The sequence below is a fragment of the Alkalihalobacillus phoenicis genome (genome assembly GCF_047302405.1).
In the GTDB taxonomy this organism is placed as follows: domain Bacteria; phylum Bacillota; class Bacilli; order Bacillales; family Bacillaceae_D; genus Alkalihalobacillus.
The window spans coordinates 1474004-1494877 of record NZ_CP154853.1 but is presented as its reverse complement, the minus strand read 5'-3'; the positions used below and the strand labels follow the sequence as shown (position 1 = coordinate 1494877).

The following is a 20874-nucleotide window of genomic DNA, read 5'->3' as shown; positions in this document are numbered from 1 at the left end:
AGCATGACCCATTTTATGCTTGATTATTCAACAGCACCTGTTTGAGCTATTTCCACCTCTGCCTTGACATCAAATTCAACTGTACGATAAATGGAATTGATCCATACGTCGGGATCCCATTTTCTCGTATGACTTCTGTACAATTCTCCGACACCAATCGGATCGATATTGAGGTCTTGACACAATTGCAGAAGCTCTTTAGCGTTCGATTCGATCGTGTTAGCAATCGATTCTTCTATGGTTTTTCTATCCTTTCCATCACGTAAATTCACATCACCACCCGTATCATAAATCACCGATTCTACCTTTATCGTATAGGTAACATGTGGGTACCCCCTGTTTTTATCTAACGTTGAATCAAGCTTACTTTTGATCACTTCTATAACAACCGGTGTTTCTTGAGCGATTCCTTCAATATGAAACTGATGAAAGTTATGCTTCGATCGCTTTCGCATTAATTTCAAATAAAAACTTTGATCTAGTGTTAATTTGGTCTTCAGTTGGTCACGATCAAACAAAGCTAGACCTGTTATTTCTACTTCCAAACCGCCTATTCTTTTTATGATCGGCAAGGCAGGATCTCTTGCATCACTATACATACTAAATAAAAACTCATGCAGATTTGCTCTTGGAACTTGCCCGTTCTCTTGGTTTTGCTCAAGCAGGTCTGGAATGTAGACACCCGTTTGCTCTCCCGTTCCTACCTCTGCATTTAGAATATCAGATGCTTCACTTTCTTCAACAACTGCCATTAAGATACGATTACCAACAGTTGGATCTTTATACAAAGGTAAAACATAAGGCTCTAATCCTTTATTAGCTAGCTCTTCCCCAAATAGGACTACACGTAATTGTCCTGTTACTAATGGTTTTTGTGAACGATTACTCAAATCGTTTATAATGGCTCGAGGTGTCTCACCTTCCCCTTGCAACGCTTCTTGTTTTAAGGACTGTTCTGATACTTGCTCAGTAAATGTCGGATAGTTAACCGTTACTTTCACTAAATTCTCTTCCGAACCGGTGTCATAACCAATCGCCCTGATGATAGAAAGCTCATCAATAACTTCAGAATCAACATTACAACTCGTTAAAATAAACAAACAAATAACTATGATACTACATACCTGCCGTTTCATTTGTATCTCCCTTCTTAAACTTATAAACAATCGTCTGTAAAAGGACTAGAAAAGGAATATAAACAAAGGCAAAATAAAAACCAATTTGATTAAAAACGCCCGCTATAGCCTCAATAGCTGCTCGTGATGGAATTAAGGCCGCACTTGTACATAATAAAATGACAATGACAATGAGAACATGGCGTTGATTTAAACTAAAGACACGTTTTACTAAACGGCTCCCTGCCCAAATCGCTAGGGCGATATTCGGAGCCACCACAAACATCCATACCGTTATACCGACATATTCAAACCTCTCCAAAAAGGGAAATTCGATCACTTTAAACAAGGTTAACAAAGCCCAGATCGTTTTATTAATTTGTTCTTCACTATAAAAAAATAAACAAATGAGCGTAATATACGTATACAATAACGTTGTAAATGCTGCCCCTAACTGTGACCATTTTTGGCTCAGCTCTTTATGTTTTAAAAAAGGGAAATAGACAAGTAATAATTCAAACCCACTATAACTAAACGTTGCGACCTTGGCCCCTTCAATCACCTCTACTATACTGTGTTTCCAAACCGGAACGATATTATTATATTGAGCAAATTCTAATGTCATCAAAAATAACGGATAAATCGGTAAAGTGATAAGGAAACTTAAAAAGGCCAAACCAACTACTGTTCGAAAGCCCCCTGAGACCACATAATAAAAAAATGGAATCGACAGTAAAGCAAAAAACCAAGTCGGTAAATCTTCAAATACCCAAACCTGGACAATTTCAATATATGTTCTTAATATAATTAACGCCAAAAACAAAAGAAATGTAGCAATGAGCAAACTTAGGAGCCCACCAATCCATTTTCCGAATAACTCTTGATGAACTTTAATAATATCTCCGTCTGCTCTTTTTAAGATAATATACATACAAGCGATACTAAAACTCACTAATAACCCGGCAAGAATGACCGAAATCCAAGCATCATACCCTGTTTCTTTAACGATTTCACTTTGAAAACTTAAGACCCCAACTCCTACTTGCATAGAATGGATAATAAAAAAGGACAGAAAGGGTGAAATCAAATATTTTTCTTTTATTACTTTCTCTCCACTCATTGTTTCGCTCCTTTTTTATCGATTAACTACTCATCAATATCATGCTTTTTATTTGCTTCAAAAAAATCAAAGCGTTTTTTCTTTTGAGGTCTTAAATAAACGGGCCTTGATGACATCCAGCTAAAAGGCAATCGAATAAAAGCATCTTTCCAATCAGTAAATCTAGGTGGATATATCGGTGATAAATAGGGGCGCCCAAGTGATTGCAAATGCAATAAATGAACAATCGTAAAAAGCAATGCAGCACCAATTCCAATTAAACCAAACCAAGCAGACATAAGTAAGAATGGAAAGCGGATAATTCGAATCGTATTACCAATTTGATAAATAGGGGTTGTAAACGAAGCTAATGCAGCTAATGCCACAATAATTAACAGGATATTGCTCGTTAACCCAGCCTCAACGGAAGCTTGTCCAATGACAATACCGCCAACGATTCCAATCGTTTGTCCTACCTTTGTTGGTAATCTTGCCCCAGCCTCTCTTAATAATTCAATCGTTAATTCTAAAAACACCGCTTCAATAATCGGCGGAAAGGGGATCGTAATTCTAGACCCGATTATCGGTCCTAACAAATCTTTTGGAATAAGTTCGTAATGATAAGTTAAAACCGCTACATAAATGGGTGAAGCCAATGCAGAAAAGGTTACAGCAAAAAAGCGTAATAACCTAGTAAAAGAGGCAACTTGCCAACCTAAATAATAATCTTCTAAAGATGAAAAGAACTCAACTAAAGTAGTTGGGCCAAATACAACTTCAGGAGAACCATCCACTATAAAAGCCACTTTCCCTTCTGCTAAAACAGCCGATACTCGTTCTGGTCTTTCTGTGTTGATAAATTGTGGAAAAACCGATAAAGAGTCATCTGAAATCATCTGGGCAATGCTCCCAGAGTCAATGATTTGGTCATAATCAATCGCTTCTAGTCGTTGTTGCATCGTTCGTAAATTCTCTTCATCAACAATGCCTTCCACATATAATATAGCTATTCTTGTTTTTGTTAATTTCCCTAAGACTAATTTTTTTGTTTTTAATTCACCAATTGGAAGTCGTTTACGAATTAAATTTAAGTTCGTATCTAACGATTCAATAAATGACTCTTGTGGTCCTGTTACACTAAATTCAACCTCAGGCTGTGAAACTTCTCGATCAGAGGCTACACTTACTTCCAATAGAGCATACTGTTTTGGACTTGTTAAACTTTCAAGTAATAATTGCCCCCTCATTAATGATTCTTTAACATGATAACCTTTTGTAACCATTTCTTTTTTATTAATTGGAATAGTGTTAATCACTTTAGCTAAATCATTTGATTCAGCTTTATTCAAATAAGGAAGAAAATCCCTTATAATTCGATCCGGATCAACTAAAGTGCTAAAATAAGAAATCCTATACTCATGATGATTTATTTGATGGTGGAATTGCACAAAATCATCGGAGGATTTTAAGCTATTGACCACATCTTCAATGGATTCTGTCTTTTCGTTGTACTTAATCTTTTCTTTCATCCACCTTAATAACATAAGTCCCCCCCAATTTAGACTTTAGAATTCTCTCAGTTAGTATGATTTTCATGAAAAGGAATTATACAACTTATTATGACCATTCTACTTTTTTAACGAATTAAAAAAGCTAAGCCATAAGAAGGGAACTCTCATAGATTAGCTTACTCATAGTAAAATTTTTATTTATAAATGATTTTCTTCCTTTGTTAAAACTTGAATCGTAATCGAACCATTATCGACCGCCGTTTTTAAAATAACTGGATAGGAATAGGGATTTTTAAATTTAAAATCTGGCCCGCCCCACGAAACGGTCGCATCTCGTCCTGTTGGCACATAACCAATTTCCCTTGAATGGGTGTAGTGCTCGACGATTTCCAGACCGGCCTCATCAATTGCATTAAATAAAGTCGAGGATGTTTGGCATATTCCACCACCTATCCCCATAACAAACTCTTTATTAACAATTTCCATCGCTTCTTGATAACCTCTCCCTACTGTTCGTTCACCAACAACTACATTAAAAGAAAATGAATCACCTGGACCTAATATGACACGATCGATCGCACTTGCTGATAACTCAATATTTGTCGTTCGTCCACTGACACTCGCATCAAAATACGTTTTATACTCACCGATCACTAATTCATCAATACCAATCACATCTTCTTCTTTAACATTTGGTTCTGTCACATATATAGGCATTTGTAATTCCTCTTGACCTCGCTCCAAATCCATTAGTAGCTCCACTAATTCTTTTTCAGATAAAATCACTCTACTTTGGCCAGGAATAATGGTGCCATCTTCTGCTAGACTAGCATTTTGTAATGGTGTATCAATCGATTGTGCAAATGTGCTTGCTAAAGCTTCCAGCTGTTCTTGATTCAGATTCTGATTCCGATTGTTCATATAACCATAGTCATTTAGATTGATCTTATGATGCTCATCATTATAAGTATCAAATAAAACAAGCTCCCAGATAACATCCATTTTCTCGATTTGATTAATTGGTTCGCTAATCGGATGAAGAGCGGCCACATATGGGCTTTTCTCTTCCTGTTCTTGCATCCAATTAGTACAACCAACTAGTAATAGAAATGATGATAAAAAAATTGTTTTCTTCAAATGACTCCCCTCCATTTATAACCACAGAGCATTATATGAAAACAACGTAAGACTAATGCAAAAAAAGGAAGAAGAAAAAAACTCATCATGAAGAAGCCCGTAGAAAGCCTAGTTAACTCCTAGAACGAGAGAAAAAACAGAATTCTCACTTTTTCATAAAAAAAGCGATTCCGACTAGTTGAGCCGGAACCACTGAAAAAATCTTGTTAGTATTAGAATAAGTTTGGATGATTGGGTTTACTCCATTTTGGTCATTATCTTTGCCATATTATCAACAAAACATCATGTTTTTGAACGATTTTCTTTCATTAAAAATACATTCACTTTTTCAGTGACCGCGTGGAGCTGAAGTGTTTTTATTAATTTTCCTTCTTGCTTTCACGAAACACGATCGCACTTCTTTCATATTCGACATCCTGGATAGCTAAACGAGCGTTAACAGCTCGTGCCACTACGAAGAAAAAGTCCGACAAACGATTCATATACTTAAACACTAACGGATGAATGTCTTCTTGTTTTTGTAAGGAAGCGATCTGCCTCTCTGCTCTTCTTGTAATGGTTCGACAAACATGAATAAGGGCTGCTAATTCTGAACCACCAGGCAAAATAAATTTTTGTAACGGTGGGGCTTCTTCCATATATCGATCCATTTTCACTTCTAGTTGATCAATCATTTCTTGTTTCGTTTTATACGGAGGTTCTTTCTCTTTTTTTACAATCGCTAAATCACCACCACAATCAAAAAGCTCATGCTGAATCATAAGAAAATCAGCTCGGATATCAGCTAATAGAGAAAGATCCATTTTCGCTACAACTAGTGCTACGAATGCATTTAGTTCATCGATCGTTCCATACGCCTCAATTCGAATATCATCTTTATCAACACGCCCTCCAATCACACCCGTTTTACCTTCATCTCCGGTTCTCGTATAAAGTTTCATCATAAACCTCCTGTAATATAAAGCGAAGCCTGTTCGTTCAGAAGCGAGAATACTAAGGAACAACGCTAAGTTCGCGTCATCCTGCCGCAACGCCTTGTACCCACGTCCTGTGGGCAAGAACAGCTGATGAAAATGCTTTTTGTCTTCATTCAGATGGGCGATTTTTCTTGAGCTTCTAACAGGCGTAGCTGGATTAATATTCTAAAAATCCTTCCTGAGCAAAGAGTCCATTCAAAGTTTGGATAATTGCCTCTGACAACTTAAGCTGTACTTCACTCTTTTGATAAAAATCATTAATGGTTTCACCTATTTGACTAGCTGCAACCAACAGACTATCTTGATTGCCCTCTACTAAACTTTTTTGATTTCCAACAGCTAAATAAGACGACATTTTGGCTTCTGTTAAAAGCATTAGTGCTTGTAAAAAAGCCTGTTCAGATAAAGCCCCTTCGACAAAAACAAAAAGATGGATGTTTCGCTTTTGTTGACCAATTTGTTCGATACTTCCCACTACTAAAATCTCTGTTTTTTCAATTTTAGTTTTAGACTGTATTGTCTTGACAATCGTTCCTTCTGTAACGAGAACTCCCTTTTTCTCTTCTTCTGTTTTTGTATAATCAAGACCAAATGACTGGCTCCAGCCACTATTCGAAAAGTTAGAATAAAACTTCCACATATGCTCACTCTCAATCGCCAAACGACTCTCTTTATTTGACATATAGAGTGCGTTTATTAATCCGTTGATTCCACCTTTTTGTTCAAACGGTTCCAATGTAATAAGTGGCTTTGCTATATTTGGATGTTCATGGCGCTGAATCGAGGCGTTATACACTTTTTTTAATTGAGTCTCATTCATTACTCGATTCGTCTCAGCTAAATCTACCTCACATCCATTATCCATTAAAAGAAGACGATCACAATAAAGGCTAGCCAAATTTAAATCATGCAAGACCGCTATGACCGTTAAACCTGTTTCTTCTGTCCAATTTTTTAAAGCACCCAATAAACTCATCTGATGCGATAAATCCAGATGATTCGTTGGTTCGTCCAATAATAACACTTCAGGTTGTTGAGCTAGTGCACGTGCTAGTAGGACTCTCTGACACTCCCCACCACTTAATGTATGGAGTAACTTATGTTGAAATGCCTTTGTATTTGTATCTATAAGGGCTTGCTCGATAACCAGTTCATCTTCTTTTGTTAATTGTTGAAGCCAACCTTTTTGGTATGGGTATCTTCCTAAAGAAACAATTTCTCTTACATCATAATGAAAAGAGAGTTCCGACATTTGTGGTAAAACGGCAACAAGTCTTGCTAGTTCCTTTGAATGATAGGAACTTATGTTTTTCCCATGAAGAGTGATTGAACCTTGTGTGAGCTTTAGACTACCATTGATCGCATTCATCAACGTCGATTTCCCGCTTCCATTAGGACCAACAATCCCAAAAAACTCTCCTTTTGGAATGGCAAATGAAATATTGTTGACGACTTTTTTTTTATGATATTGGACAGAGACTTGCTCAACTTTCAACATCGAATCCCTCCTGTCATACTTGTTCTTTTCTTTGACGAATTAAGATAATTGCAAAGATAGGGGCCCCAATCATCGCTGTAATGACACCAATCGGTAATTCCGTTGGAGCGATAATCGTCCGGGCAACTAAATCCGTTAAGGCGAGAAATCCGGCTCCCACAAACATTGATAAAGGTAATAGGTGACGGTGATTGGCTCCCCATAATAATCTTGTAATATGGGGAACGACTAATCCCACAAAACCAATGGTCCCAGCAACAGCCACGGCACCACCGGTTATAATAGTCGCCCCAATTAAAATCACATATTTACGGATGCGTACATTAACACCTAACTGTCTAGCTGTTTCTTCTCCAAAAGCTAATGCATTTAACTCTTGTCGGTTAAAAAATAATAAAAGAAAACCGATGACTAATAAGGCGAATGCCATCCCCACATAATTCCAGCCCCGCATCGCTACACTCCCCATTAACCAACCGATAATTTGTCTCAGTTCTTCCCCTGTTAAAGCGATCATTAAAGAAATAAACGCCCCTAAAAAAGAACTAAATACGATTCCTGCTAAAATAATCGTTTCACTTGACATGGAACGTTGTACCATTCTAGAAAAGCTAATAACGAGGATTAACGTCATAAAAGCAGAAAATATGCTAACGACAGGTAATGTAAAAAAACCTAATCCTGGAATTGTTATCCCAAAAAAAAGGACAAAAACAGCTCCTACCGCCCCTCCCGATGAAACACCGAGAGTATAGGGGTCCGCCAGTGGGTTTTTCAAAAAACCTTGAAAGGCTGCTCCAGCTAATGCCAAACTTGCCCCTACAATCATTGCGAGCAGCACTCGTGGCAAACGAATTTGCATGACAATGTTCACAATATTCGCTTCGAACGGTTCATTAATTGGGAAATTTAAACCTTCCGCTAAAATAATTTGAATAACCATCTTAAACGGAATTTCAACACTCCCTTTACTGACAGATAAAATTAAAGCAAAGAAACAAAAAGCAACGACAACCGTGTATTGTATAACTCGATTATTGATTAAAAATCTCTGGATAAATGGCAGCAGCAAGTTCTTCAGCCCCTTCAACTAACCTGGGACCTGATCTTGTCACAGTATCCGAATCAACATCATAAATTTGATTGTTTTTAACAGCTGGAACATCTTGCCACCCTGGACGATTTAAGATTGCTTCTGCTGATTGCTCAACATAGTCACCATACGTTGTAATAATAATATCCGGTTGAAAATGGACCGCCTCTTCCTCAGTAAATGCAATCCAACCTTTAAATTGATTGGCTACATTCACAGCATTCATTAATTGAAGCAGCTCATCAATAAATGTATCGGCACCAGCTGAATAAATTTCTGGTGCAGGAGAAATTTCGACCCATACTGTTTTTTCATCACTTATTTCACTTACTTTTTTATTTATTTCCATTAAAGCCTGCTGCATCGTTTCAGTAAGCTCCAAACCTTTATCTACTTGATTTGTTATCATGGCCAGCCATTCAATGACTTCATATGTATCTTCTAATGATGATGCATCCTCTACCGCGATGACATGAATCCCTGCTTCTTTCACTTGTTTCAAACCTTCTCCATAACCCGTTACAGTTGATTCATGTGCAATAACTAAATCAGGATTTAACGAAATGACCTTTTCAACATTAAATTCCATCTCACCAACACTTTCAACCTCTAATACTTCCTGTGGATAATTGTCCCAATCCAGACGCCCAATTACCTTTTCTCCAACATCAAGGGCAAATAAAGTTTCAGTCACACTCGGAAATAAGGAAATGATGGTTTCTGGTTCCTCAAGTGTGATCGTCTCACCAAACGCATCAACGACCTCCACTTGATAGCCGTTTTTGTCCTCCTTTGTTAATTCCTTTTCTTCCACCTCTTCAACTGAAGAAATCGCTTCAGGTTCGTTTGCATAACAACCTAGTAATAAAATAGATAAAATCAGTGCAACAAAAAACCAGCTTCTATTTTTCATTTTTAATTCCCCTTCTATATCGCTCTTTATTTAGTCAAAAAGGCACTCCCCTATCGAGAGGAATGCCTGACTGTTTTAGCCACCAATTCATTTTGTTTAATAATAAAAATGGAGAGTCAAAAACTCACCCTCTTTAAACAAAATATTTTCGACTATTGTTTTCCCTTTGTCCTCGAAGGTTTTTACAATGATAATTAGGCAAGTAATCTGACTTATGCTTTTCCATTTCGAAAAAACAATCACAGTGGCGGGACCGTGTTGGAATAACACCAACTTCCCTATTTAACATATAAAATATGACCTAATTGTTAAATATATAAAATTAATAACTCAACTTTCGCAGCGTATAATGGACCCTTAACCGTCGATAGAGATTGACTTTAGGGCAGTACAATACTCAAATTGACTTTACATGAACGATTCAATCGTTGACAGTCTGAACACATCTCTTCGTAGGCTGTTGAAGGAATCTGTTCACTAGGATTAAGCAGCGCTTCGGCTGTCGCTACCAAAACCATACTCCGCGTCCTGCAGGAACCTGGCGAGCCTCCTCGGTACGACCTGTGGGGTCTCGCTCCACGGTTTATTCCTGCGGGAGTCTCCGTATGGTTTTGTCCGCTAAGTGTCGTGGAGATGCTTGGTGATATGGCTCTTTCCAAATCAGCTATTTCTAACGCAGAAGGACCTTCTTCACTTTGTTGGTTATGGAACTAAATAGGTCGTTGCCACCTATTTTTTTCCTAAGTCTGCAGTCATGAAAAGACAGGATTCTAATCGAAACAAGCTCGATCATCTAGCTAACGTACAGAGCATCAACACTGATTTGTTTACAACTGTAACGGAATTAGTCATTGAAGGAGAAAAACCATTCTCAAGCTAATGTACTTTGAAGTCATGACTGTTTTTTATTCAATGAGAAAACCGAACCTAGATTCGATTCCATGATCTAGCGGACAAACAGACACGGAGACTCCCGCAGGAATAAACCGTCCAATGAGACCCCGCAAGCGTGAAACGCTGAGGAGGCTCATGAGGTTCTCGGCAAGGACGCGGAGTGTCTGTTTGGGAGCGACCGCCGAAGCACATTGTACATTGTATATTTTTTTCTTGATGCACAGTTTATCCGTTTTGTGTGATAGTGCGTTCTCGCTTTTCGAACATGTCAAGGGCATTTGTTTAAGAGCTTCCCTTTCGCTCTGCCAACTCGTTGAACGGATTTTCTCGATGCGAAAGTTGAGTTAATGAATATACGATAAAAATAACTCTCGGTTTTCTTCCCTTTAACGACTGACGATCGGTAACTTAAAAGAGAAGCAAGTTCCTTCGTTTAATTTGCTACGAACCGTAATTTCCCCTTTATGTGAATCAATAATGTTTTTAGCAATAGCAAGTCCAAGACCTGTTCCACCTTTAGCTCGAGTTCTTGCTTTATCAGCCTTATAAAAACGTTCGAAAACATATGGCAAATCTTGTTCGGCAATTCCCGTTCCGTTATCATCGACATCAAATAAAAAGTAATTTTCGTCACGATTTACTTTTACGGTCACTAGCCCACCTTTTGGCGTATGACGAATGGCATTATGAATTAAGTTCGTTAAGACTTGTTCAATCCGATCAGGATCAAAATAGCCCATCGGTAAATCCGGTGTTGTTTCTAGTTTTAGAGAAATCTCTTCATCTTTTGCTAAGCCATTAAACTTGCGGACAACCTTTTGAATATAAGTGTGAATATCCATTTCATCCTTTTGTAAATCAACATAGCCCGCTTCCATTCGAGCGATATCAAGCAGTTCATTAACAAGCCGCCCCATTCTTAATGACTCATCATAAATAATCCGAGCCAATTCCTTTTTCTCTTCATGACTTTCAGCTATATCATCAATAATCGCTTCACTGTACCCTTGTAACATAGAAATGGGCGTACGGAGCTCATGAGAAACATTCGCAATAAAATCTTTTCGTAATTTATCATGCTGTCGCTCCTCAGTCATATCTCGAATTACAGCGACAGCCCCACGGATTTGCTCCGCATCATAGAGTGGTGTCATTAATATAGCCCAACTCCGACCTTGAATATTCATCTCCAACTGTTGCTCTTTCTCACCAGCCACAACCTTTTGGAAGAGATTATTCAATTCTACTGGAGTCATTTTTTGATTAACGACACCATCTTCGTATAACCATGACTCTAAAAAACGCTCAGCAGGAGGGTTTGTAATCATAATTTCACCTTGCCGATTAAACGTAATAACCCCATCAGCCATACTAATTAAAATTCGGGAAAGCTGTTCTTTCTCCTGATTTAATTCAGTAATGGAGACGTTTAAATCTCGTGCCATTCGATTAAAGGCCATTCCTAATAAGCCAATTTCATCATGACTGACAATCGGGATTTTCGATTCAAATTTCCCTCTAGCTAGTTCAAGAGCCGCTTCACGCATTCTTCTTAATGGGGCGGTAATTCTTGTTGAAAGAAAAAAAGCAAAAACCGTTGTCAAAACAATCGCGATTCCAGCAGATAAATAAATAATACTTTTTGTTTCTCGAGACGTTTCTTCAATAACCTCTAAAGATTGATATAAAAAAACGGCACTATTATCTAATTCATTCGTTCTTAACGGAACACCTGCGACCATAAGTTCAGGTGCGGTATAATTGGAATCATCCATCATAAATTTGCCTTCTTCTATGACGACGGCTTCCCCTTCAAATACACGTGATAACCTTTCATTCTGATAAAACACTTCTAATGGTAAATTCCAACTTCCAGGCTCGACTTTATCCATCACTTTTTCTCCTTGATTGACAAGGATAATGTTGATTTCTAAAAGCTCTGTATATTGACCAATCCTCATTAAAGCTTCATCTTGATCCGTATATCCGTCATAAATATTCGCAATCATATTCGCATGATGGGCGAGTTGAGATTCCGCCTCTTGAATATGGAATTTTTCAAATGAACGTAATAACATCACCATTAAAATCGTTAACACGACCGTCACGAGCAAAAGAAATGTAAACCATAATTTCCCAACAACACTTCGCCAAAGCATTACTCTTTTTGACCTTCAAACTTGTAACCGACACCCCAAACCGTTGAGATCATCGCAGCAGCGTCTTGCGAAATACGGTTTAACTTTTCTCTTAGTCGTTTAATATGAGTATCTACTGTACGCAGATCACCAAAAAAATCATAATTCCAGACATCTTTTAAAAGTTGCTCACGCGAAAACACTTTATCAGGTGCTTGGGCTAAATAATGCAGTAATTCATACTCTTTAGGTGTTAAATTAATTTCTTGACCTGAAACAGTTACACGGTGGGCATCATTATCAATCACAAGATTTTGAAAAACGAGCATATCTTTTGCCTGCGTTTCCGTTTGCAAAAACTTCGTCGTAGAAGAACGTCTTAGTAAGGCTTTAACCCGTAGAACAACCTCTCTCGGGCTAAACGGTTTTACGATGTAATCGTCTGTTCCAGCTTCAAAACCTTGAACCCGATTGGCTTCTTCCCCTTTTGCTGTTAACATCATAACAGGGGTTGCTTTCGTTTTTCTTAATTCTAAACAAACTTCAAGCCCATCCATTCCAGGCATCATTAAATCAAGCAAAATTAAATCATAATCTTGCTCTAATGCTTTTTGTAAGGCTATCTCGCCATTTTCCGCTTCTTCGACTTGATAGTTTTCGCGCTCTAAATACATTTTTAACAATCTACGAATACGATCCTCATCATCTACAACTAAAATACGTGCTTCTTTTTCCATTGAATACGCCTCCTATAATCAAAAGCGAAGTCCGTTTGCTTAATCTAACGAACATAGCTTACATTAGTTAATCTTTTAAAATACGCTCCCACCATTTGTACTTGTCTTTATTGTAACATCTTTCCTAATCCTTATTAATAAAGAAAATCGTTACTACAAATAGAGGATTTAAATAAAGAGACCCGTGCATTCGCAGGGTCTCAAAGGTCATCCCGCATAGGAATGTAGTCCAGCAATAACTAAATTAACAAATACAAGGTTAAACATAATGATCGCAAAACCGATAACACCCAGCCATGCTGATCGTTCGCCATGCCATCCTTTTGATAAACGTAAATGTAAATAGGCGGCATAAAAAAGGAATGTAATCAGAGCCCAGACCTCTTTAGGGTCCCATCCCCAAAATCTCGACCAAGCAACTTGTGCCCAAATCATCGCAAAGATAAGTCCACCTAATGTGAATACAGGGAAACCGATCGCGATCGCACGATAACTAACTTCATCAATCGTTTGCGGGCTAATGCCTTTTATTAATGGCTGGAATATGGCGGCCACACGTTTTCTCGCAATTAATCGAATTAATACATATAAAATGGCTCCAGCAAAAAAGGACCAAAGAACGGTATTTAAATCATCTGAACGAATGATCGCTGGGGCATTAATAACAGGTTCAAAACGCTCACTAGATAAAAGTGTTCCTTCATGTGGACCGATAATCGCCGGCATTTCGTAAACAATAGAGGCTTCCACGCCATTTTCATTAATATAATTGAACTCCGCTTCATAACCTACTGCATTAAAGATATTTGTAATTAAAATAAAACCGACCGTACTAATTAACCCATACATAATTAATTCTAATGAAACGGTCTTCTTATTCCGTTTTGTAAAATCAATAGTCCGGATTAAATAAATTAAACCAGCTGCAAAACCAATCGCTAATATCCCTTGACCTAATGCAGTTGTGATCACGTGGATTTTCAACCAGTTACTTTGCAGGGCAGGAATAAGTGGAGCAATTTCTCTCGGAAAAACAGATGCATAAGCAATAATTAACATGACGACTGGCATCGTAAATAATCCTAATACATTCGTACGGTAAATTGCATATAAAATCACAAAGGCGATTCCGATCGCAATTCCGAGGAATGTCATATATTCAAACATGTTAGAAACTGGGGCATGACCAGCTGCTATCCATCTTGTTACAAAATAACCTAATGAAAATAAACTTGCTATTACCGAAACAACAAAACCATATATTCCCCATTTATTATTTTTAATTTCTCCTTGCTTGTTGCGAAAGTTTTTCCCCGGTAATGATACGGCGAAAAAAATCGTCGCAGCAAGATAGAGGAAAAAGGCAACGAGTAAAAGATTCGAACTTAAAGCTGCCATTTTTAACCCTCCTGATTCCTTTTTTGATTTTCTAATTCATCTTGTTTCTCTTTTTCTTCAGACTGATCAATAGGTGCTAAAAGCCCCGTATCTTTAATGACTTCCCCAATGTCTGTTCTTAAAGTTAACCAGTTTTTATTCGTATGACCAGCAATCCAAACTTCTCCGCTAATACGCTGGAACCAAATACGACGGTGAGCCCAATAAGAACCTTGAATCAAACCGATCATAAAGATAGCTCCACCAGCAATTAATAATGGAAGCGTTAAGTCTTTTCTAACCCCAAGACCTGTGACATTGCTCATTTCAACATCAATAAATGATAGTTTAAAATCATGGTCTACATCTGCTACAGCTTGACCAGTCCCTGGCAATTCATAGTTTTGCATAATGCCGACAAAACTTCGCTCACCCTCTGGTGTCTCAGGTGTAACCGTATTAAAAATAAAGGCAGGATTATCCGGGATGCTAGAACGTGTAGATGGTTCATTGTTACTGTTTAAATAATAGTTTGGAAAGTATTCAACTATGGTTACGGTATACCCATCACCAAGATTATACACTTTTTCCGGATCATTTAAATCAATGTCTAAACGTCCAAATCGTTCTCCTGTTTCTTTATTTTCAACTGTAAAACTCATGTTTTGTAATTCATTCAACTTATAATCAAGCTGATAAAAATTAAACCCTTTATATTTTAATGGTTCATTTACTCGTATTTCCGAGCGAGCTACCTCTTCTAAATCACCGACAACGCCAACAGGTGCATCAGGATCCGCTTCATATAAAACAGCATTGGTCTGATAGGTTTTGACAACTGTACCGTCTGCACGTTCTATCGAATCTTTAAAGATTTCATCATCAGGGTCATAAAATTCAATGATAAATTGTTCGTTCCCAATATATAATTCTTGATTGGTCCCCGGAACAACTGTATATTCCCCTTCCCGAACCCAAACATGCTCGTCCACATAAAAACCTGGAAAATAACGTAACATACAACCCATTAAAAAGATAATAAGTCCAAGATGATTCACATAAGGACCCCAACGAGAAAAACGTCCCTTTTCTGCGACTAGATTTCCATTTTCTTCACGAACGTTGTATTTCTTATCCTTCAATCTACCTTTTAACACATCAAATTGCTCATCAATGTCCTCAATTTGTGAAGAACCAAAAACTCGTTGTCTTTTCATAAAATTTTGGTGACGAGTAATCCGTTGTTTCTTAAGAGCACGATAGAGTGGGACAACTCGGTCAAGACTTGCGATGATTAAGGAAACCCCAAGTGCGGCAATTAAAGCCATATACCACCACGAGCTATATAAATTATGAAAACCTAACTGATAGTATAGTTGCCCTAATGTTCCATACTCTTCTTGATAAAACACTGCTGGATCTTCTCCACCGATATAAAATTGCTGAGGGAAAATCGTTCCAAATATCGAGGCAACAAGTAAAATAACGATAATCCAAATTCCGACTTTAACAGATGAAAAAAACATCCAAATCTTATCAATAATATTAGATTTATACGTTTGAGAGCGTCTAGCTACACCTTCATAACGCATATTTAATAATGGTTTATCATCATTTTCGTTGCCTAAAGGCTTCCCACATGACTCACAGATAATTGTGCCATGTGGATTTAAATGTCCACATTCACATTTGATCTTATCCATTGTTACACCTCAATTATGAAGAAGGCTTGATTTCTTCCATAAACTCTCTAATAATTTCTTCTGTTAATAAACCTGTAAAAACGCGAACGATTGTCCCTTCCTCATCGACCAACACCGTTGTTGGAAGTGGCCGGATACCGTAAGCATCAATCACATTTCGTCCATTATCAATCACAACAGGAAAAGTTAAATCTAACCGAGATGCAAAACGTTCGACGGTTAATGGTGGTTCACTTGCATTAACGGCAACGATTTCAATCCCTTGATCTTTATACTCTTGATAAAGTTCCTCCATGATTGGCATTTCTCTTACACATGGTGGACAAAATGTTCCCCAAAAATTGATAAAAACACCTTTACCTTTTAGTTCATCTAATACAATCATCTCACCATCTAAATCCTCGAGGGCAAAATTAACCGCTTCATTTCCAGCTTTTGCTACACTTTTATCCGCAAAGAAGTTGTAATAAAATGTATAGCCAATCGCAACGGCCATAACAACTAAAATCGATGATCGCATTATTAAACGTTTTGTCTTCACTTTTACGTCCTCCCTTCTCCAGGTCCCGATAATTCTTTACCTATTTCAGAACCTCTAAGTGCCCCACAAAGAAATCTTGACATGAATAAGAAAGTCATCACCTTCATTTAACGGTTTTTTCTAATGACTTTTCAAATAAATTATGTAAGGCTATTTTTAGACAATAAGTTCATAAAATAGCCCAGTCTCATTATAACCTTAATTATTTAAATCTATCACTTTGCTTTATGACGGTTTAGTGACAGCTAACTCTTTTAAATGTTTTACTTCAATAGGCTTTAAAACCCGAGCGTCTCCTGGATTTAATCCATGTAAATTTAAAAAGCTGTACTGTTCTCTTTTTAACTTCATAACAGGATAACCAAGTGCTTCAAACATGCGACGAACTTGTCGATTTCTACCTTCATGAATTGTTAGTTGAATAATGGCCGTTTGCTTTTTCTTATCAAACGAAAGTATTTTCGCTTTTGCTGGTGCAGTCATCCCGTCTTCTAATCGAATACCTGTTACTAGTTTTTTTATTTCTTCTCTAGTAGGAATTCCTTTTACTTTGGCAACATAAACTTTTTCTATGTTAAATTTCGGGTGCATTAATTGATTCGCTAATTCGCCATCATTTGTCATTAATAATAAACCAGATGTATCGTAATCCAAACGACCAACAGGGAAAAGACGTGTTGCCGTTTCAATATAATCTGTGACAACTTTTCGACCTTTCTCATCCTTGACACTCGATATAACAGAAGTAGGTTTATAAAGGATATAATAAGCAGGCTCTTCTCGATCGATCGGAACACCATTCACTTCTATCTTATCTTTATTCGGTGTTACCTTCACTCCTAACTCTGTCACTCTTTTACCATTGACTGTAACTCTTCCATCCAAAATAAGCTGTTCGGCTTTACGTCTTGACGCAATCCCAGCTTGGGCAATCACTTTTTGTAACCGTTCCATTCCATTCACCTCACCTAACATGATAACTCTCTGCTTGCGAATATACAAGCGAGGAAATTCTCAGCCGGGTAAAGGTTAGTTCTAAAACCCCCATTTTGAGCAATTTATTTTGTGAGCTCATTATTGTAAACCTATACTCTTCAGGTTATTCAACAAGTGACAGGCACTTGACAAATGACATTGACGTCCTATGATTCCTTTTCCGGCTTTTATTTGCTGGCTTTGGGCTTCATTGGCCTCCTATGATTCCCTTTGCGGCTTTTATTCAATGGCTTTGGGATTCATTGAGAGCCTTTGATTCCCTTTGTGGCTTTTATTTAATGGCTTCGGGCTTCATTGAGGGCCTTTGATTCCCTTTGTGGCTTTTATTTGCTGGCTTCGGGCTTCATTGACCCCCTATGATTCCCTTTGTGGCTTTTATTCAATGGCTTCCGGCTTCATTGACCCCCTATGATTCCCTTTCCAGCTCTTATTTGCTGACTTCCGGCTTCATTGGCCTCCTATGATTCCCTTTCCGGCTCTTATTTGTTGGCTTTGGGCTTCATTGGCCTCCTATGATCCCCTTTCCAGCTCTTTTTCAACTGCTTCCGGCTTCATAGGGGATTTTTTTGACAAGTGACAGTGGGCACGTGTCGAATCACGAGCTTTAATTCTCATTCCTCCTTTAATAACTGACTTCAGCACTCATTTCCATCATTACTACAATACACAAAAAGAGGATGTCCAAATTAAGCACAGCACTTAACGGAAATCCTCTTTCTTTTACTCTTTCATCTTGATTATCCAAACACTAAAGTTACAACAACAATCGCAGCGATTAAACCAACGATATCAGCTAAGAGGCCAACTTTTAAAGCATCACCCATTTTCTTAATACCGACAGCTCCAAAATAGACAGTTAAAATATAGAGGGTTGTATCAGTACTCCCTTGCATTGTCGCTGCAAGTCGACCGATAAAAGAATCTGGTCCGTATGTTGCAATTAAATCAGTCGTCATTCCTAATGCACCGGTCCCAGAAATCGGGCGAATCATCGCAAGTGGCACAACCTCAGCTGGTACGCCGATAAATGATAAAAGAGGCTTTAACAAATCTACTATAAAGTCCATTGCTCCTGAAGCTCTAAAAACAGAGATGGCCACAAGCATCCCCACCAAAAATGGGATGATGGAAATCGCTAAACCGAACCCATCCTTCGCACCCTCAACAAAAGTCTCATAAGTTGGAACTTTTTTTAATGTTCCATATAATAAAATAAATCCAATTAAAGCGGGGATGATCCATATGGAAATAAATGTAATGATAGCCAATTAGGCTCTCCCCTTTCTTTTACGACGATAATAAAAATATCGGTCGATCAAAATCGCTCCTACCATAGAAATGAGCGAGGCAATTAAAGTCGTACCGACGATTTCAGTCGGATTTGCTGAGCCATACGTCATCCGAATCGAAATCACTGTCGTTGGAATTAAAGAAAGACCTGCTGTATTAATGGCAAGCAATGTGATCATTGACCGACTTGCTGAATCTTTACCACCATTTAATCCTTTCAACTCCTCCATCGCTTTAATTCCCATTGGGGTTGCCGCATTACCTAAACCAAACATGTTCGCTGTCATATTTGATAAAATATATCCCATTGCAGGATGATCAGTAGGCACCTCTGGAAAAAGTCGTTTAAAAATCGGCCTCATTAACTGGGCAAAACTTTTAAGTAAACCCGCTACTTCAGCAATTTTCATTAACCCTAACCAAAAAACTAATATACTAATTAAACCAATACAAATCGTCACCGCTTCTTTTGCCCCCGAAAATACCGCTGCATTCACTTCAGCAATCGTTCCGTTAAATGCAGCAAATATTAGTCCAATAAGAAGCAATGAGACCCAGATGATATTAATCAACGATTTTTACTCCAATAGTATGAATAAAAAAATGAAACCACTTTGACCAAAATCCTTTTTTCTCCGCCTTTTCGGGGCCATCATAATATAAGGGAGTTTTTTGGATTAATTCTTCTTGTAAATAAAACTCAACCTTACCAATAGGAGACGGAGCTTCAAAGTTTTCGTGTTCCTTCTTTTCAGGTGGCTTAATTAACGTCAATTCTCTTTTTAGATTCTCTTTTTCATTCACAGTTAATGGATACGTAATCTCCGTCTTAGAAATAATATGGTTTTCGTAAAAATCATCTTTAATTCCTTTTACTTGTCCTTCAGGTAAAATCGTTTCGATGTCATATTCAGAAAAACCCCATTCAAATAAATTCATATGATCATGCCAGTCACTTGGGGCATTAATCGTTACGACAATTAAATCCATCTCTTCTTTAGTCGCTGTTGAGACAAGTGTTCTTTTGGCTCTTTTCGTGTAACCTGTTTTTCCACCAGTTGAATGTGGATAAAACTCTGTTAACATCCGATTTTTATTTTTCCAAACACGGATATCTCCCCCTTCATCAACACGATGTGATTTCGTTTTCGATATCGTTTGGAAATCTTCACTTTGCATAGCGTATTGGGTTAATAGAGCCATATCATAAACACTTGAATAATGATCCTCATGATCATCTAAACCATGTGGGTTTTGAAACATTGTATTTGACATCCCGATCTCTTCTGCCTTTTGATTCATTAGGAGAACGAATCCTTCCAAACTTCCACCAACATGCTCAGCAATCGCCACTGCTGCATCATTTCCACTTCTAAGCATCAAACCATAAACAAGGTCTTCTAATTTAATTTTTTCGTTTAGTCGAAGAAAAATAGATGAACCTTCCGTGCCGAACGCCCGATCCGATACAGTCACAATCTCATCAAGTTGCCCAGATTCAATCGCCAATATCGCCGTCATTATTTTCGTAATACTAGCTATTCGTAATGGCTCATGTTCTTGTTTAGCATATAAGACTCTTCCTGATGATTGCTCCATTAAAATCACCGCTTGGGCTGAAACCGAAAAATTACGTTGATTGGCTGCTTGTGTCAAGTCTGAAAAAGGCAAAAGAAGCAAGAAGACAAGCACAGTTAGTACACTTTTTTTCATGAATTTCATCCAATCACCCACAATCCCTTTCAAGTAATAGTTTTATTTTGATTAAGGAACGCTTTTATAAAGAGAGCATGTCTCCTCTTAACAAAATGTATGCGGGACAACGATTGTTATGACATTTTTCAAAATTTCGTTT

Annotated in this window: 17 protein-coding genes and 1 riboswitch; all 17 genes read right to left on the bottom strand. The window is 37.8% G+C overall.

Going from position 1 to position 20874, the window contains the following annotated elements:
* Window positions 1-23 precede the first annotated feature (23 nt).
* Window positions 24-1136: a Ger(x)C family spore germination protein gene (locus AA0017_RS07120; protein WP_413380396.1), complete on the bottom strand. Its 1113-nt coding sequence runs from the start codon at window positions 1134-1136 to the stop codon at window positions 24-26.
* Entirely contained in the window at window positions 1117-2235 is a 1119-nt protein-coding gene (locus tag AA0017_RS07115; RefSeq protein ID WP_413380395.1) for a GerAB/ArcD/ProY family transporter, read from the bottom strand. Before AA0017_RS07115 ends, AA0017_RS07120 begins: the two co-directional genes overlap by 20 nt.
* Window positions 2236-2261: 26 nt before the next feature.
* Entirely contained in the window at window positions 2262-3758 is a 1497-nt protein-coding gene (locus tag AA0017_RS07110; protein ID WP_413380394.1) for a spore germination protein, read from the bottom strand.
* A 165-nt stretch (window positions 3759-3923) separates the two neighbouring features.
* A complete protein-coding gene (locus tag AA0017_RS07105) occupies window positions 3924-4862 on the bottom strand; it encodes a VanW family protein (protein ID WP_413380392.1) in 939 nt (312 codons plus the stop codon).
* A 359-nt stretch (window positions 4863-5221) separates the two neighbouring features.
* A complete protein-coding gene (locus AA0017_RS07100; RefSeq protein ID WP_413380390.1) occupies window positions 5222-5803 on the bottom strand; it encodes a cob(I)yrinic acid a,c-diamide adenosyltransferase in 582 nt (193 codons plus the stop codon).
* Window positions 5804-5996: 193 nt separating this feature from the next.
* Entirely contained in the window at window positions 5997-7337 is a 1341-nt protein-coding gene (locus AA0017_RS07095) for a heme ABC transporter ATP-binding protein (protein WP_413380389.1), read from the bottom strand.
* A 13-nt stretch (window positions 7338-7350) separates the two neighbouring features.
* On the bottom strand, window positions 7351-8409 hold the full coding sequence (locus tag AA0017_RS07090) for a FecCD family ABC transporter permease (protein WP_413380388.1): 1059 nt from the start codon (window positions 8407-8409) through the stop codon (window positions 7351-7353).
* A complete protein-coding gene (locus tag AA0017_RS07085) occupies window positions 8372-9343 on the bottom strand; it encodes an ABC transporter substrate-binding protein (protein WP_413380387.1) in 972 nt (323 codons plus the stop codon). The genes AA0017_RS07090 and AA0017_RS07085 overlap by 38 nt, the downstream gene beginning before the upstream one ends.
* Before the next feature lie 179 nt (window positions 9344-9522).
* Window positions 9523-9663: riboswitch (cobalamin riboswitch) on the bottom strand.
* A gap of 960 nt (window positions 9664-10623) precedes the next feature.
* Window positions 10624-12396 carry an ATP-binding protein gene (locus AA0017_RS07080; protein ID WP_413380386.1) on the bottom strand — a complete coding sequence of 591 codons (1773 nt, stop codon included), beginning with the start codon at window positions 12394-12396 and terminating at the stop codon, window positions 10624-10626.
* Window positions 12396-13112 (bottom strand): response regulator, encoded by a 717-nt coding sequence (locus AA0017_RS07075; RefSeq protein WP_413380385.1) that lies wholly within the window; start codon window positions 13110-13112, stop codon window positions 12396-12398. The genes AA0017_RS07080 and AA0017_RS07075 overlap by 1 nt, the downstream gene beginning before the upstream one ends.
* Before the next feature lie 207 nt (window positions 13113-13319).
* A complete protein-coding gene (ccsB, locus tag AA0017_RS07070; RefSeq protein WP_413380384.1) occupies window positions 13320-14510 on the bottom strand; it encodes a c-type cytochrome biogenesis protein CcsB in 1191 nt (396 codons plus the stop codon).
* Window positions 14511-14512: 2 nt separating this feature from the next.
* Window positions 14513-16192: a cytochrome c biogenesis protein ResB gene (locus AA0017_RS07065; protein ID WP_413380382.1), complete on the bottom strand. Its 1680-nt coding sequence runs from the start codon at window positions 16190-16192 to the stop codon at window positions 14513-14515.
* A gap of 13 nt (window positions 16193-16205) precedes the next feature.
* Window positions 16206-16733, bottom strand: a complete 528-nt coding sequence (gene resA, locus AA0017_RS07060; protein WP_413380381.1) for a thiol-disulfide oxidoreductase ResA — start codon at window positions 16731-16733, stop codon at window positions 16206-16208.
* A 225-nt stretch (window positions 16734-16958) separates the two neighbouring features.
* Window positions 16959-17687, bottom strand: a complete 729-nt coding sequence (locus AA0017_RS07055; RefSeq protein WP_413380380.1) for a pseudouridine synthase — start codon at window positions 17685-17687, stop codon at window positions 16959-16961.
* A gap of 779 nt (window positions 17688-18466) precedes the next feature.
* The gene (locus tag AA0017_RS07050; protein ID WP_413380379.1) at window positions 18467-18997 is read right to left on the bottom strand and encodes a spore maturation protein; all 531 of its coding nucleotides are present in this window, start codon (window positions 18995-18997) and stop codon (window positions 18467-18469) included.
* A complete protein-coding gene (locus AA0017_RS07045; protein ID WP_413380378.1) occupies window positions 18998-19591 on the bottom strand; it encodes a nucleoside recognition domain-containing protein in 594 nt (197 codons plus the stop codon).
* A complete protein-coding gene (locus AA0017_RS07040) occupies window positions 19584-20732 on the bottom strand; it encodes a D-alanyl-D-alanine carboxypeptidase family protein (protein WP_413380377.1) in 1149 nt (382 codons plus the stop codon). The genes AA0017_RS07045 and AA0017_RS07040 overlap by 8 nt, the downstream gene beginning before the upstream one ends.
* Window positions 20733-20874: the final 142 nt, after the last annotated feature.

Bases quoted from the DNA above. Each gene is read 5' to 3' on its own strand.
- AA0017_RS07115 (WP_413380395.1), bottom strand. From the start codon at position 2,235: ATGAGTGGAGAGAAAGTAATAAAAGAAAAATATTTGATTTCACCCTTT.
- AA0017_RS07055 (WP_413380380.1), bottom strand. From the start codon at position 17,687: ATGGAACGGTTACAAAAAGTGATTGCCCAAGCTGGGATTGCGTCAAGA.
- AA0017_RS07120 (WP_413380396.1), bottom strand. From the start codon at position 1,136: ATGAAACGGCAGGTATGTAGTATCATAGTTATTTGTTTGTTTATTTTA.
- AA0017_RS07095 (WP_413380389.1), bottom strand. From the start codon at position 7,337: ATGTTGAAAGTTGAGCAAGTCTCTGTCCAATATCATAAAAAAAAAGTC.
- AA0017_RS07075 (WP_413380385.1), bottom strand. From the start codon at position 13,112: ATGGAAAAAGAAGCACGTATTTTAGTTGTAGATGATGAGGATCGTATT.
- ccsB (WP_413380384.1), bottom strand. From the start codon at position 14,510: ATGGCAGCTTTAAGTTCGAATCTTTTACTCGTTGCCTTTTTCCTCTAT.
- AA0017_RS07080 (WP_413380386.1), bottom strand. From the start codon at position 12,396: ATGCTTTGGCGAAGTGTTGTTGGGAAATTATGGTTTACATTTCTTTTG.
- AA0017_RS07065 (WP_413380382.1), bottom strand. From the start codon at position 16,192: ATGGATAAGATCAAATGTGAATGTGGACATTTAAATCCACATGGCACA.
- AA0017_RS07100 (WP_413380390.1), bottom strand. From the start codon at position 5,803: ATGAAACTTTATACGAGAACCGGAGATGAAGGTAAAACGGGTGTGATT.
- AA0017_RS07110 (WP_413380394.1), bottom strand. From the start codon at position 3,758: ATGTTATTAAGGTGGATGAAAGAAAAGATTAAGTACAACGAAAAGACA.
- AA0017_RS07085 (WP_413380387.1), bottom strand. From the start codon at position 9,343: ATGAAAAATAGAAGCTGGTTTTTTGTTGCACTGATTTTATCTATTTTA.
- AA0017_RS07040 (WP_413380377.1), bottom strand. From the start codon at position 20,732: ATGAAAAAAAGTGTACTAACTGTGCTTGTCTTCTTGCTTCTTTTGCCT.